The 14,922-nt window shown below is 41.7% G+C and carries 13 protein-coding genes and 1 pseudogene; 10 read left to right on the top strand and 4 right to left on the bottom strand.

The features are described 5' to 3' along the window. Positions 1-71: 71 nt before the first annotated feature. The 5 genes and pseudogenes from carA to AC504W_RS13560 all read left to right on the top strand — a co-directional run bounded on the left by carA (position 72) and on the right by AC504W_RS13560 (position 4,094). Positions 72-1,240 (top strand): annotated as a pseudogene (gene carA, locus AC504W_RS13580) (glutamine-hydrolyzing carbamoyl-phosphate synthase small subunit). A gap of 155 nt (positions 1,241-1,395) precedes the next feature. Next, on the top strand, positions 1,396-1,782 hold the full coding sequence (locus AC504W_RS13575; RefSeq protein WP_096576949.1) for an STAS domain-containing protein: 387 nt from the start codon (positions 1,396-1,398) through the stop codon (positions 1,780-1,782). Positions 1,783-2,133: 351 nt separating this feature from the next. Beyond that, the gene (locus tag AC504W_RS13570) at positions 2,134-2,616 is read left to right on the top strand and encodes a Mini-ribonuclease 3 (RefSeq protein ID WP_494878295.1); all 483 of its coding nucleotides are present in this window, start codon (positions 2,134-2,136) and stop codon (positions 2,614-2,616) included. 95 nt (positions 2,617-2,711) lie between these two features. Next, on the top strand, positions 2,712-3,695 hold the full coding sequence (gene rlmB, locus AC504W_RS13565) for a 23S rRNA (guanosine(2251)-2'-O)-methyltransferase RlmB (RefSeq protein ID WP_494878293.1): 984 nt from the start codon (positions 2,712-2,714) through the stop codon (positions 3,693-3,695). 96 nt (positions 3,696-3,791) lie between these two features. Next, positions 3,792-4,094 carry a DUF1816 domain-containing protein gene (locus tag AC504W_RS13560; protein WP_096576943.1) on the top strand — a complete coding sequence of 101 codons (303 nt, stop codon included), beginning with the start codon at positions 3,792-3,794 and terminating at the stop codon, positions 4,092-4,094. Between the two features lie 68 nt (positions 4,095-4,162). On the opposite strand, the gene AC504W_RS13555 is transcribed toward AC504W_RS13560, so the two are convergent. The 3 genes from AC504W_RS13555 to sat form a co-directional block, all read right to left on the bottom strand. Beyond that, positions 4,163-5,002, bottom strand: a complete 840-nt coding sequence (locus AC504W_RS13555) for an alpha/beta fold hydrolase (protein ID WP_494878291.1) — start codon at positions 5,000-5,002, stop codon at positions 4,163-4,165. 113 nt (positions 5,003-5,115) lie between these two features. Beyond that, positions 5,116-7,257 (bottom strand): caspase family protein, encoded by a 2,142-nt coding sequence (locus AC504W_RS13550; protein ID WP_494878289.1) that lies wholly within the window; start codon positions 7,255-7,257, stop codon positions 5,116-5,118. 303 nt (positions 7,258-7,560) lie between these two features. Then, positions 7,561-8,751, bottom strand: a complete 1,191-nt coding sequence (gene sat / locus AC504W_RS13545) for a sulfate adenylyltransferase (RefSeq protein WP_494878287.1) — start codon at positions 8,749-8,751, stop codon at positions 7,561-7,563. A gap of 266 nt (positions 8,752-9,017) precedes the next feature. Between sat and AC504W_RS13540 the strand changes: the two genes are divergently transcribed. From AC504W_RS13540 to AC504W_RS13530, 3 genes are read left to right on the top strand one after another with little or no spacing between them, the layout of a single operon-like run. Continuing rightward, complete coding sequence (locus tag AC504W_RS13540) at positions 9,018-9,287, top strand: type II toxin-antitoxin system ParD family antitoxin (RefSeq protein WP_494878285.1); 270 nt, start codon at positions 9,018-9,020, stop codon at positions 9,285-9,287. Continuing rightward, a complete protein-coding gene (locus AC504W_RS13535) occupies positions 9,287-9,601 on the top strand; it encodes a type II toxin-antitoxin system RelE/ParE family toxin (protein ID WP_494878283.1) in 315 nt (104 codons plus the stop codon). The genes AC504W_RS13540 and AC504W_RS13535 overlap by 1 nt, the downstream gene beginning before the upstream one ends. 32 nt (positions 9,602-9,633) lie before the next feature. Beyond that, complete coding sequence (locus AC504W_RS13530) at positions 9,634-10,719, top strand: HNH endonuclease (RefSeq protein ID WP_494878281.1); 1,086 nt, start codon at positions 9,634-9,636, stop codon at positions 10,717-10,719. 46 nt (positions 10,720-10,765) lie between these two features. On the opposite strand, the gene mnmA is transcribed toward AC504W_RS13530, so the two are convergent. Then, positions 10,766-11,821: a tRNA 2-thiouridine(34) synthase MnmA gene (gene mnmA, locus AC504W_RS13525; protein WP_494878279.1), complete on the bottom strand. Its 1,056-nt coding sequence runs from the start codon at positions 11,819-11,821 to the stop codon at positions 10,766-10,768. Between the two features lie 431 nt (positions 11,822-12,252). Between mnmA and AC504W_RS13520 the strand changes: the two genes are divergently transcribed. Together AC504W_RS13520 and AC504W_RS13515 are read left to right on the top strand one after the other, a co-directional pair. Then, positions 12,253-13,050 carry a hypothetical protein gene (locus AC504W_RS13520; protein WP_494878277.1) on the top strand — a complete coding sequence of 266 codons (798 nt, stop codon included), beginning with the start codon at positions 12,253-12,255 and terminating at the stop codon, positions 13,048-13,050. 109 nt (positions 13,051-13,159) lie between these two features. After that, complete coding sequence (locus tag AC504W_RS13515) at positions 13,160-14,752, top strand: NAD(P)H-hydrate dehydratase (protein ID WP_494878275.1); 1,593 nt, start codon at positions 13,160-13,162, stop codon at positions 14,750-14,752. The last annotated feature ends 170 nt before the right edge of the window (positions 14,753-14,922 follow it).

The raw sequence follows: 14,922 nt of genomic DNA, 5'->3' as shown, positions 1-14,922 counted from the left end.
CTCGCAGTATTGACTATATTGGGGATGACAGACTGCTCACTATTAACTTCCCCATCCCTAATCTATCGCCTATGTCCCTGTCTGACGCAATACCTGCTCTACTTGTCTTGGCAGATGGCACTGCTTACCGTGGTTGGTCTTTCGGTGCGACGGGAACCACCATCGGGGAAGTGGTGTTTAACACTGGTATGACCGGATATCAAGAAGTGTTGACCGACCCTAGTTACTGTGGTCAAATTGTGATTTTTACCTACCCTGAATTAGGGAATACAGGCGTTAATCCTGAAGATGAAGAATCGTTAAGGCCGCAAGCGCGAGGGGCGATCGCTCGCAATATTTGTCATAAACCAAGTAACTGGCGATCGGCACAATCCTTACCCGACTACCTCAAACAGCACCAAATTCCTGGTATCTACGGCATTGATACCCGCGCCCTCACCCGCAAAATTCGGATGTTCGGCGCAATGAACGGCGGGATTTCTACAGAAATTCTTGATGAGGCAGAATTACTAGAACAAGTGCAGGGATTTCCCAATATGGCTGGCTTAAATCTAGTCAAGGAAGTCAGCACGCCCCAAGTTTATGAATGGATGCAGAACCAACCATCCCTGATTGGGAATTCAATCAAGAAAACGTTACCAATGGCGGAGAAACTTTTACTGTTGTCGCCATTGATTTTGGTGTAAAACGCAATATTTTGCGCCGTTTGGCTAGTTACGGTTGTCGCGTGATTGTTGTTCCGGTAAACACACCAGCCGAGGAAATTCTCAGCTACAACCCAGATGGCATCTTTCTCTCCAACGGCCCTGGCGATCCAGCCGCCGTGACAGAAGGTATTGCAACAGTCAAAACTCTCCTAGAAAGCCAAAAACCTATGTTTGGTATTTGTATGGGACACCAAATTTTAGGTCATGCCCTGGGTGCAGAAACTTTTAAACTTAAGTTTGGCCATCGGGGTTTAAATCAGCCTGCGGGTTTACAACGGCGCATCGAAATTACCAGCCAAAACCACAGTTTTGCCATTAACCCAGATACCTTACCTCAAGCCGTTGTCGAGATCAGCCACCTGAACTTGAACGATCGCACTGTTGCTGGTGTCCGTCATAAGTCTTTGCCCATTTTCTCGGTACAGTATCACCCCGAAGCCAGCCCCGGCCCCCACGATGCTGATTACTTATTTGAGCAATTTGTCCAAGCAATGCGATCACTAAGCACAGTTACTAACGCTGAGGTTAAGTAAAAATATAAAAAGTGCTAGATGGAGACTGCCAAAATCAAAAGTTAAAAGGTAAAAGTCAAAATATTTTTTACTTTTTACTTTGCCTAAACTCTACTATCCCAGCAGGTTGTAGACAATGTGCATAAAAACCATCTATACTTGAGCGTTCACTTTTAATGATTGAGGAGGGAATTATTGCTGAACCACTTAATCTAACCGTAAGCCTGAGAGGCACTCGTGAAGCCCGGGATAACTATCAGCTATTCCGCCTCACAGGTTTGTTAGATGCCTTTTCTGAACCGACATTTAGCAAGGTACTGGGTAGTAAAATTGAAGAGGGGCCAAAGCACATTATTCTGGATCTCTCAAAAATTGACTTTGTTGATAGCTCTGGCTTGGGAGCCTTGGTAAAGCTGGCCAAGCAGGCTCAAAACGCTGAAGGCACCTTGCAAATTGTCTCCAATCCCCGCGTTACCCAAACGGTCAAACTTGTTCGCTTAGAGAAGTTTCTCTCTCTGCAAACTACAGTGGACGTGGCTCTAGAAAACATCAAAGAGTCTTGATAGTTTGACTAAAGGGTGAAATTCAGCTATCCGATAGTTTATCTGGATAGCTTAATTTTTATCAAAGCTGGCTTTTCTACCTCTCTCGTAAGGAGAGAGGTAGAAAAGCCAGCCATATTGATATATCAAAAACTTAAATATTTAAAAGTGTTTCCGGGTAGGGAATGGTAATTAGTCTATTTCCTGTTCCCTGCTGTCTTGTATCTAATTTCTTAAATCCAAAATCTCCTATAAAAAGATAGAATTAATTGGGTAATCCTGATAGTATAGATTGTGCTACGTAAGATACTATAAACATACTCAAGAAAAATTAATTACCTCAAAAATATTCTGTTAAGGAATGATGAATTTGTGGAGTCCCAGGAGGAAGAGCCAATAGATAGACAAGATGAACCTCCTATACCTGATTTATCTTGGGTGCAAGCCTGTTTAGCAAACACAGTGCAATTACGCCAAGCAATTCCCCCAACACAAGTGCAACAAATTTCTCCTGCTGCTTTAGCATATATAGGAGACGCAATTTATGAGCTTTATGCTAGAATACTCTATCTATTGCCATTACAGCGGCTAGAAAATTACCACCGTTTGGTAGTGGCCCAGGTGAGAGCGGAAACACAAGCCCTACATTTGCGATCGCTGATTCCTCATCTGAGGGAAGCCGAACTAGAAATTGTCCGTCGGGGACGTAACGCCTCTACAGGACGACCCAAGCGCCTTGCTCCCGAAATTTATCAACAAGCAACTAGTTTAGAAACTTTGATTGGTTACTTGTATCTTACCGATATCCCACGCTTAACCGAATTGTTGCAGAAACTTCATCTCGAACAAGAGTGAGAAATTTCACCTGATGAATCAGAAATTGGTGTGTTCGGTTTAACACCTTAAGAATTCAGGATGCCTACTCATAAGCTAATAAATTGAAACTCATTATGACTAGCAAACCCAAAAAACTCCAGACATCTGGCGAACCCAATCGTGGGCGAACTGTGAAAATTAAAAGCAAACGTTTTATTGGTAATCCTATTCGGAAAGCCAAACCAGGAGAGCGAGAAAGTCTTCCCACTCCCAGCAATTCCCACCCAAATCGCCACTTATCCCACCCATCTCCTGTTCTCAAAAATACAGAAGATAAAGATAACGAAAGTGATTTGATCTACGGTCGCCATCCAGTTTTGAGTGCTTTAGAAAATCAACGTGAACTCAATCGGATTTGGGTAACAACTCGGTTACGTTATGATCCCCGATTTCACAATTTGCTACTTCAAGCAAAAGATAATGGCTCAGTTATTGATGAAGTAGAACCTAAGCGCCTAGATCAAATTACTGGAGGTGCTAATCACCAAGGTATAGCAGCCCAAATTGCTCCCTACTCATACCTAGAATTACCAGACTTAATTGCCAAAGCCAAATCTGCCGCTAACGATCCCGTCATTGTAGTAGCTGAGGGCATCACTGACCCCCATAACTTAGGAGCCATTATCCGTACTGCTGAAGCAATCGGCGCTCAAGGCTTAGTTATTCCCCAAAGAAGGGCTGTGGGGATCACCTCGACAGTGGTAAAAGTAGCAGCAGGCGCTTTAGAAAACTTTGCTGTAGCTAGAGTTGTTAACCTGAGCCGCGCTTTGGAAGAACTCAAAGAGGCTGGCTTTTGGATTTACGGCACCGCCGCCACAGGTAGCGAACCTATACATACAGTCCGCTTCACTGGGCCTGTGGTTTTGGTGATCGGTTCTGAAGGCGAAGGCTTAAACATGTTAACTCAACGTGCATGTGATGTTTTGGTGTCAATTCCCTTACAAGGAAAAACGCCTAGTTTGAATGCCTCAGTTGCCGCTGGAATGGCACTTTATGAGGTTTATCGCCAACGTTCTTTGAACACTTTGTATCTGAATAAGTTACAAAAACCTCTTTGAAAAATAAGAGCAAAAGAGTATAAAGAAATGTGAAGCATACAAAATAGCAGCGTAGTATCTAACAACTACTACCAGATTGATCAATCAGCAACTACCATGAAAACCATCGGGTACGACATGAAAGAAGCTTTAATCAACACATTTAATAGTCTCGGATTAGCGTGGTGGGTGGAAATATTAACACAAAACCCCCGTTGCACTTACTACTTTGGGCCATTTCTGACTTCTGCTGATGCCAAAATAGCCTTAAAAGGCTATGTGGAAGATTTAGAACTTGAAGGGGCGCAAGGAATACAGGTGAATGTAAAACGCTGTAAACCAGATAATTTGACAATTGCCGAAGACTTGGGGGAACGGATTGACCGCAAAGTAAAGCCTGCCTTTAGCGGTCAGATGTAATTTAGGCAAAAAATCAATCGATTTTAGATTTTGGATTTTAGATTAACTTTCCATCCAAAATTGCAAATCTAAAATCTAAAATTTTCTTGGTGTGCTTCTAACCATTGGTCAATGTCACTTAGTACCTGATGCGGAATTTCCCAGGGGAAAAGATGTGCAGTATTGAGATAACATTGCCACTGGCTATTCTTGAGTTTTCTGGCAGTTTCTAAGCTAGATTCGGCTGTGATGTGGCGGTCTTGTGCGCCTGCTAGTACCAGACTAGGGCAATTAATCTGCTCTAGTTCTGTTAAGCGATTGTATCTAGATCGTAGCGCAGTGGACAAGGCACGAGTTGCAGCAGGCGAGGTTTGCCAATAGGCTGGTACAGCTTCTTGAGCAATGTATTTGTAGGCAGTAGCTGTATGTTGTTGAATCAGGTAACGAAATAGCGATCGCTTGCCAAATGTCTCAATATTCCATTGCCAACTAGGCTTGATTAAATTCAGTATCCCAGCTATTCCTGTATAAAGGTTATCTTGCCAAGTTATGGGAGGATGACTGCCATAAGGTCTAGCAGCTGTGGCTACCAAAATTAGCCCACTAACACGCTGCGGCATCCTCAAGGCTAATTCCATTGCCAAAATACCACCCAAAGACCAACCCAATATCAGGCATTTTTCAATTTTACAATGGTCTAAAAGCGCCTCTAGGTCAGTTAAATGATCTGTCATGGCAAAATTACCTCGATAGCGGCTTTTGCCGTAACCACGCAAATCTGGGGCGAAAGTTTGAAAGCGTTTTGATAAGTGATTGGTAAATACAGAAAGACTACGACCAGAACCTGGATGACCATGTATCGCTAAAATAGGAAATCCTTGACCTTGAACGTAGGTGTTAAGGCTGATAGCATCCACAAGTTGAATCATACAATTTTAGATTTGAGATTTGGGATTGACTCAATAGTGTAGTCAACACTATTCACATAATTTATTTAGCTGTAGATTAATTGCATACTACAAATTTCACACTTCATACTTAATTAGTTGACTTGAAAACTAAAGTTAAAACTAGCCCAATGATTCACATTTAATTGATATAAATCGTTAGCTGCACCATTCATTTCGTCTGTGGTGATGCTGGCGTTATGTAAATCTTGTAAGACCGCTTGGGCAATTTCCCAAGGATTGACTAATGCACCAATCGGTTGTTGATCTCCCACAGGATACTTAGGCGTTTCTAAAGCTTTGACGGTGGTGGTGAAGGGTGCAATACTCAGAATTAATTGGTGTTCACATTCGTAAGCTGGCCCCGAAATTGTCCATCCAGATGTAGCAACATTTTGTGGCAAGGTGATAGTTTCGCCAGCCGGGATCATCACTTGTTGGAGTACGGGTTTAGTTTCGGAAGTGTTTGGTTCTTCAACAGTTTGCCAAGGATAGAAGGCAATAGCAGTTCTATGGTTTTTTAATCCTAGTAGCATTAAATATACTGAGCGATCGCCTTTATTTTGGATGCGATATTGAATTCGACTACCAATCTGCACAATAGGAGTGCTGAGTGCTGTTAGCGGTGCGTTCAGACCGTTGAGTGATTTTTTGGGAATTTTTGGGTCAAGAGTGCGTAAGGTTTCCCGTTGTAGGATTACTTTGGGTGATATACCATTAACTATTTCTAAACTGCTCTTGATTGGTAGGCGGGAAGAACCCTCATTTTCTATGAGTCGCCATAACTTTGCTGCTAATAGATGCGGTAATTTTGCTCCTAATCGGGTTACTGCTACTTTTACGGCTTCCCCAACTTCACCTGCACTGTTAGCAATTAACTGTCCAGCAGGAGTGAATAAGGCGTAACGGCTGGGAGTTTGCGAAAGTTTACCAAATACATAATCTAATGTTTGTTCTCCAGTGACAACACTAACCATAGATGCCATTGCGGCAAAAGCGCTGGTAGCATCAACTCGTTCAATTCTTTCCAGTCCTGAATCTAAGGCAATGTTTAAACTGATATTACGGGGTAAAACCCTCATGGCTTCTTGGACAAGTTGTCCAACTTGCAGAGGATTTGCAACATCTCCGGCAGAAATTTGCGCTTTTGCTGTTAACCCTGTGCGCGATCGCAATATTAACTGTTCGCCATTCACCGATGTAAACCGAGAATTCACACCGTAGTTTTCTAATACTTGTGGGGGAAGTCCGCCTAACCAGATTTGGACATTTTTACCGTCTTCTTCTGTAGCAATAATTGCTCCTTCTGCACCAGTATTTTGGTCTAACAGCAAACTTTCACTGGTTAAAGCTTTTTTACCATTGACTAAACTGGGCTGCTGTTTGCTACCCCATTTGAACATTGTACTATCCACATGAGAGAGGCTGAATTGCAGCGTCGTCGCTGGAGTAGTTTCCCAGAGATATTGGGTTAAAGCATAAGTAAATAAGCCAGCACTAAAACCAGAAAATAGTCCTTCCTTAGCGACTTGTTTGGGATCAGAAGTAGCAGATAAGATGACAGCAGGGCTAAATAAAGTTTTGGTTTTGAGTTGTTGGAGAAATTCGATTTCTGCGGTGGCTAACTGTGCTGTTGGTAACTCTTGACGGGTACGAATGCGCCACCCTGTTGGTTGAATTGTACTAGGCGTATCATAACTAGTATCTAAGACTGCGGTAACGCGTTCTGTAGGGAGCGATCGCAGTAATAATAAAAGAGTTTCTTCTAACAGATAAGTGGCTATATTTTCATTTTGAATTTCTAAATTTTCGTTTGTTGGCACTAAAGCGTTTTGTAGCGTATCCTCCGACTCATTTAATTTGATGCGAGTCCCATAGCCGCTAAAGTGAAAAACGACGACATCATCAGATTTAACTTGTTTACCAAAATGATCTAAAAAAGCTGCTTCAATAAATTCGCGGCTGGCTTGTTCATCAGTTAACGTCAAAATATTGGCAGCTAAGAAGCCAAACCGATGAATCAACAATTCTTTCTGTAGTTCCACATCAGTGAGACAGCCACTAAGTGAGGGACTTTTGCGGTATTGATTGATGCCGATTAATAAAGCTAATTTGCGGGAAGTAGGTTGTGCTAAAGCCTGGGAATAGCTATCGCTCAAAGTCAACCATTCAGCTTCAGTAACACCCAACACCGCAAGTATTGAGCCAATCCGTTGTAAAAAAGTCCGACGCTTCATAAATTAGCTATCAGTCCTCAGCCTGTCAGCTAACAGCTTAAGGGGCTGAAGTCGTGACTGTAAAGTTAAAGTTTTTACTATTTACCCCTTAACAAGTTTATAACTTACGCACTAAGGCCGTCTGTTGCAACTAGGTGTCAGGGGTTAGGGGTGTGTGGGTGTAACGGTTATGCTCATTTACACCTCACATCCATATACCCAAAAGTGTAGGTATTTAAGCTTGTGATGAATAAGGACTATCAAAATCACGAGATTATCCGAGTTCTATTAACCCCTACACTTCAAATTCATGTTTTTGGCTGATTAAGTCAAAGCTGGAACCGGGATAGGAACTCGCATCGCCCGCGCCAACTCGGCTGCAACTTCTGGGCGGGAGAATTCTGGTGGTGGTAATTCACCCCGACGCAGCATTTCTCTCACTTTTGTTCCTGATAGGTGAATGCGTTCTTCTGGTTTGCTGGGACTAGTTTTAGTCGTCGCCATTTGCTTGGTACGTGTGCAGTAAAATGCGTGTTCAAACTTCATTGGCACAATTCCGATTTCACTTGGCTCAAATTCATCAAAAATGTATTGAGCGTCATAAGTGCCGTAGTAATTGCCCACACCTGCATGATCTCGTCCGACAATAAAGTGGGTACAGCCGTAGTTTTTGCGAACTAAAGCATGGAAAATTGCCTCGCGGGGGCCAGCATAACGCATTGCTGCGGGGTTGATGGCTAAAACTACGCGATCGCCAGGATAATAATGTTCTAGCAAAATTTCATAGCAGCGCATCCGCACATCAGCTGCAATGTCATCATCTTTAGTTGCGCCCACCAATGGGTGCAAAAATAGCGCGTCTACAGTTTCCAAGGCGCACTTTTGGATATATTCATGAGCGCGGTGGATGGGGTTACGAGTTTGGAAACCCACAATGGTTTTCCAGCCATTTTCCCGAAACATTTGTCGTGAAGCAGCAGGATCAATTTGATAAGTAGGAAACTGGGGATGAGAATCTCGTTGCAACAGCCAGATATCACCAGCAAGATGTACAGAACCTTGGTTATAAACTACCTGCACACCAGGATGATTTGCGTCGTCGGTGCGGTAGACATTGACAGCTTCGCGCAGTTTGTCGTAAGTATATTTTTGTGTAAGTTGTAAAACCCCAATAAACCGACCTGCGGGGTTATCTAAGCGAATCAAGTCACCTTCTTTTAGAGGAGAAGCGACCTCTTCTGCTACGGAAAGTGTAATTGGAATTGACCATACCAGACCGTTAGCCAGACGCATTTGGGTGACAACGCGATCGTAGTCTGACTGATTCATAAAACCAGTCAGTGGACTAAAAGCACCGATCGCAATCATTTCTAAATCAGAAACCGCACGCTCATCTAGTTGCACGCGAGGCAAAAAATCCGCCTTAGAGAGAAACTCTTCTCTTTGTTCCGGTGTGGCGATGCGATTTACCAACTCTCCACCGTGCGGCGCAATAGCATCTTGATGGTGACTCAACGTAATCCCCTCTTAGCGATAACTGTAATTGTTGCAAACTATGTATTAACTAACTTATCAAATGCTGGTACAGAGAGTAAAAATACTTCTGTAAATTGCTAATTAAGAACTGAAAATTTAACAGACAAGTTTAAAGCTGGATTGGTAGCAAATAGAGTTGTAGTTACTTCCTTTCAGCAACCTTTTGCCACTTTAGATGGCACAAAATGGCAATTATTGACATAAAATTCAGAGATATCAATAAAAATAATGGGGAAATCATACCCGTGAAAAGCATTAATATATCTTTGCCTGACGCAATGCGAACTTATATAGAGGAACAGGTAGCGGCTGGTAGTTATAGTAGCGCGAGTGAGTATTTCCGTGAATTAGTACGCCAAGACCAAAAGCGTCAAGCATCTGAACGTTTGGAAGCGATGCTTTTAGAAGGTCTAAATTCTGGGAATGCAACTGAGATGACTCCTGACGATTGGGAAAACATTCGCCAAGCTGTGCGGGAAAAAATCGTCAAGCATCAACAGTCAAATCAAGGTTAATGAGCGAGGTACACAAACGGCCGCAAGTTATCCGCGACTTGATAGAATTAGCGACTTATATTGCAGAAGACAACCTGGAAGCTTCAGATAGGTTTCTTATAGCAGCAGAAACAACTTTCAAACAATTGGGGAAAATGCCAGGAATGGGAAAATCTTGTCAATTTTCTCATCCAAATTTAGCTGGTGTTCGTCAGCAAGCAATCAAAGGATTTAAAAAGTATCTTGTTTTTTATCTTTCTTCAGATTCAGGTGTAGAGATTCTGAGAGTCATTTATGGCGACGAGATATTGAAGCAATCTTGTCTGAAGATTTAGGAGAGAATAAATGAGAATAGTAAGATTATAGAATGTCAAATAATCAGAATTTTAATATAAGAGCAAAAGTCTTAAATCTTAAGACAGGGAAGTTTACAACTAAAACTGTGTCTTTAGATAACCTTAGAATTCGCAGAGAATTAGCAAGCCAACTTTCTTCAGAACAAATTACCCGAATTAAAAGAATTTACTCATTTTTGGGTTATTTGTTCAGAGATAATTTTGAAGATTGGGTAATGGACTTTACACGTGATATTTTTCCAGAAGTGGAAATTAGATGTTGGGAAAGAATTACTATTGTTTTTATAGAGTATACAAAGCAGAATACTTTTAGCTTTAAGCAAAAAAGAGATATCCTATATAGACTTATAAACCTCTCTTATGGAGAAAAACCAAAAGATAAATTATCAAAGGAATTATTTATATTTTGGGAGCAACTCATAAAGGAAACAATAGAGAATAATACTCAACATACACCTTTGCCAATAGAAGGAACTGATAAGAGTAGGACAGATATCACTGGGGAAAATATCGATTATATCGAGTTAGCTAATGCCTATTATAAATATATAAATAAGCATGATTTGAATTATGAAGAAAGAGATAATATATTAGTGAAATTGATGCATCTGATGGCTGGAGAAGAGCCTAAAGATGAGCTTTCGAGAGAATTACTTCATATACTTGAAAATAAATTTAATCCGCAGAATATTACAGATGATAGAGAGCGAGTTGTATCCGTAGTGGTTCAACGCAAAGGACAATCAAGGTTTCGGCGTGAGCTACTAAAAGCCTATCAAGGAAAGTGTGCTATTACAGGCTGTACCGCAAAAGAAGTTTTACAAGCTGCTCATGTTATTCCCTATCTTGGAAAAGAAACAAATCATCCTGCAAATGGAATTTTACTTCGGGTAGATCTACATATACTTTTTGATAAACACTTACTATCTATTCATCCAAAAAGTTATGAGGTAGTAATTTCTCCTAGTTTATTCGGGACTGATTATGAAGGACTTTGCGGCAAAAAAATACTACTTCCTGATAAAGATAGATTTAAACCTAATTCAATTGCATTGGAACAGCATTATCAAACTTTTTTACAAAAATCTGAGAAATAAAAATACGCCTCCTCACTTGTAGAGGGGCGCAAAAACGGAGTTGGGTTCAACCAAACTGCTCAATAATACCGCCACCTAACACCTTTTCCCCGTCGTACCAAACTGCTGCTTGTCCTGGGGTAATGCTGAACTGGGGTTCATCAAATACCAAGCGGACACGGGAATTTTCTAGAGGAATTACCGTCACTGGTACAGGCTGAGAACGATAGCGGACTTGGACTTCGGCGTGAATTGGCGTGGTTGGTTCAGCAATGGAAACCCAGTTTACTCGACCTACTGTACATTCTGGCTGAGTTACCTGGGTGCGATCGCCCACCACGACACGATTATTTACAGCGTCTAATTCCACCACATACAACGGTTCAGCCGCCGCAATTCCCAAACCTTTGCGCTGACCAATGGTGTAATGATGCACACCATCATGCTGTCCCAAAACTTTGCCTGTGGTATCGACAATTTCGCCTTGTTTGGGAGCGAGATACTTATCTAAAAATGCCCGCATGGAACCGTTGCTTTCGACTAAGCAAAGGTCTTGACTTTCTGGCTTGTCGGCAGTTTTCAAACCGTATTCATTCGCAATGCGGCGGGTATCTGCTTTTTCCATTTCTCCCAAGGGAAATACAGAAGCTGCGAGTAAATCTTGAGACAAATCATACAAAAAGTAAGACTGGTCTTTGTTGCGGTCAACTGCTCTTAATAATTGATAACGTCCAGTTGCTTCATCGTAGCCAATCCGGGCATAATGACCAGTAGCAATGCGATCGCATCCCAATTGTTCACGGGCATATTCCACCATTGGGCCAAACTTCACCGTTTTATTGCACTGTGAACAAGGCAACGGCGTAATGCCAATGCTGTAACCAGATACTAAATAATCAACAATATTTGTCTGAAAGACATCCCGAATATCGACAACTTCATGGGGAATCCCCAGTTGTTCGCAAATATCAGCTGCGTCGATCATTCCTTCAGAGCAACATTGCCCTTTGCCTTTCATTAGCCAAAGGGTTAAACCAATCACTTCATAGCCCTGATTATGCAGGATAGCAGCAGCGACAGAACTGTCAACGCCACCGGAAAGACCAACGACAACTTTTTTCATATCTCTAATTTTTTTAGACTAGCAGCTGCTGACGATAAAATTATGCAAAACTTGCACTTGATTCAGCACTAAAACAGTACTCAGAGCGCGAATAGAGGCTTTTCACACAAGCACAATACGGCAGCCGCGCGACTGCTCAATTGTAGCATATATATCTCAAACCCTTGCTAGTTAAGCACTTGGGTTAATAAATGAATAATTCGTCATGACAACAACTAAAATTTTGTCAGTATAGCAATTGCTAAATAAGTTAGGGCAGAGACTAATCATCAAATATGGATACTTAAAGGCTTTCAAACCTGTTCCCTTTTAACTGTCACCCGTTCCCTAATATGTATCCATTGCCACCTGTCCCTGCTGAATTTATGCTTAGACTATATAGCTTGAAAAATGTTGTTACTACTATGTCCATACAGTTATCAGGTCAGTTTATGGCATTGCCAATAATACCGTTATTTTTGGGAAGTTCCTTAGTAATTATTTCCCATACTCAGCCAGCCCAAGCACAAATCAACAGTCATCATATTTTGCTGTCACAACAAACAGTAATTGAGACATTACCACCACCGCCAGATACTTTAATCACCCCTGAGAATCAACAAACTTTACCCCAATTGCAACCAGGGCAAATTCAGCAATATGAGCCAAATCCGCTGATTTCCCCATCCACAGACAGTCAATCTCAGCCACAGCCTGTAATTGTTCAACCAAGTCAGCCAAATCAATACAGCCAGAACTTTGAACGCTACTTTGTATATGTTGATAGCGATAATTACCAAACCCTGCAAAGAGTCCGCCAAATTGAACCAGGGGCTTATATCCGGCAATATCAAGGACGTTCTATTATTCAGTCAGGAGTATTTAACAGAGCATCTAACGCTCAACAGCGTGTCAGACAATTAGAATCATTCGGGATTCGTGGCGCACAGGTTGTCAGCTTTGCTAACGGACAGGAAATACAGACTTTTAGCAATAACACCAGAGGATCTTCTGAAAATAAAAAGAATAGATACTATGTTGTTATTCCAGGGAAAACCCAAGACTTGCCGATAATTGCTGACACAATTATCCGTAAAAGTGGATATTCGAGTTTAGTTCAAGAAAGACAAAAGCCATACGGCCCCCATGTAGCGGTAGGGCCGTTTGCAGAACGCGGTGATGCGGACAGATGGAATAAATATGTACGGGATTTAGGATTTGGTGATTCCAGGGTTTATTACAGTAGATGAGTCCTGATTAATGAGTCCTGAGTTAAAAGTTAAAAAGTAAAGAGTTTATGCTAATTTTATAACCTTTAACTCAACTACTATTAGCAGATGAACTGGGAAATTTATAATAATGGAAAACGCATCTCCTATTAATATCAATCACTCTCAAAATAGGCAAGAATATATTTCTCAAGTTGTAGTCACCGCTGGGCAAATGCGGGATATTGAAGGGCGGATATTTACCGCTGGAATGCCTGTAGCTGCTTTGATGGAAAAGGTGGCGGGACTGATTACCCTTCGTATTCAAGAGTTGTTTCCCTTGTCTGGGAATATTTATCGTGTAGGGATTTTAGTTGGCCCTGGTCATAATGGTGGCGACGCGTTGGTTGTCGCCCGTGAATTACACTTTCGTGGGTATGAAGTTTGGATATATTCGCCTTTTTCTAAGTTAAAGGAATTAACTGCTCAACATTGGCAATATGCTCAAAATTTGGGTATTTCTTGTTACGAAAATTTTGAACAATTACCGAATTGTGATTTTTTAATTGATGGGTTATTTGGGTTTGGATTAGAAAGACCGCTTACTGATGCGATCGCTTCCGCAATTAATCATTTTAATGAATGGCAAAAACCGATTATTAGTATTGATATCCCTTCGGGTTTGCATACCGATACGGGCGAAGTTTTAGGGACAGCGATTTGCGCTACTCACACCTTATGCTTGGGCTTGTGGAAGCTGGGTTTATTGCAGGATCATGCTTTAGAGTATGTTGGCAAAGGGGAATTAATTGATTTTGCTATTCCGTTTGCAGATGTAGAAGCAATATTGGGAAATACACCGAAAATTAAACGGATTACTAGAAAAACTGCACTTGCTACTTTACCTTTGCCACGTCCAGCAGTGACACATAAGTATAAAGCAGGACATTTATTATTAATTTGTGGTTCAAGACGTTACGCTGGTGGGGCAATTTTAACAGCTTTAGGGGCGCGGGCTAGTGGTGTGGGGATGCTCTCAGTGGCTGTTCCTGAATCGTTGAAATCTATTTTGGTGTCGCACTTACCAGAAGCATTAATTATTGGTTGCCCAGAAACAGAGAGTGGGGCAATTTTACAACTACAATTACCAGAAAATACAGACTTAAGTTCTTTTAATGCGATCGCCTGTGGCCCTGGTTTAACCCGCGAAGCGACTCCGATTGTCAGAGAAGTTATTGAAGGCGATCGCACTTTAGTTCTAGATGCCGATGGTTTAAATATTTTGGCACAACTAGGAACTATCCCCACCTTACAAAAACGCCAAGCCACAACTGTACTCACACCCCATACAGGGGAATTTCAAAGGTTATTTCCTGATGTTTCTGATGCCAAACATGACAGAATCCAAGCTGTCAGGGAAGCCGCAGCCCAAACTGGCGCAGTAGTTTTGTTAAAAGGCGCGAGAACTGCAATAGCCAATTCTCAAGGTGTAGTCTGGATTAATCCCGAAAGTACCCCAGCTTTAGCTCGTGGTGGTAGTGGTGATGTGCTGACGGGTTTACTAGGAGGATTATTAGCACAAGCAGCAACAAAGCAAATTCCTGTAGAAGATATTGTAGCTACTGCGGCTTGGTGGCATTCTCAAGCTGGAATTTTAGCAGCACAAGAGTGTACAGAACTAGGTGTAGATGCGTTGACATTGACACAATATTTAATGTCTGCTGTCAAAACTCAACAGTGCTAATCTATTAGACCTCTTGCATAAATCAGATTATGCCTACTAAACAAGCGAATTTTCTGTAACTCTTTGCGCCTTTGCGCCTTTGCGTGAGACTTAAAATTCGTGTTTTATAACATTCGTGCAAGAGGTCTATTGCATTCAATGAGAGCGATCGCCACCAAATATATCGCTTG

Source organism: Nostoc sp. C96 (genome assembly GCF_059384975.1).
Note: the sequence above shows the minus strand (reverse complement) of the source record. Positions and strands in the feature narration are given on the sequence as shown.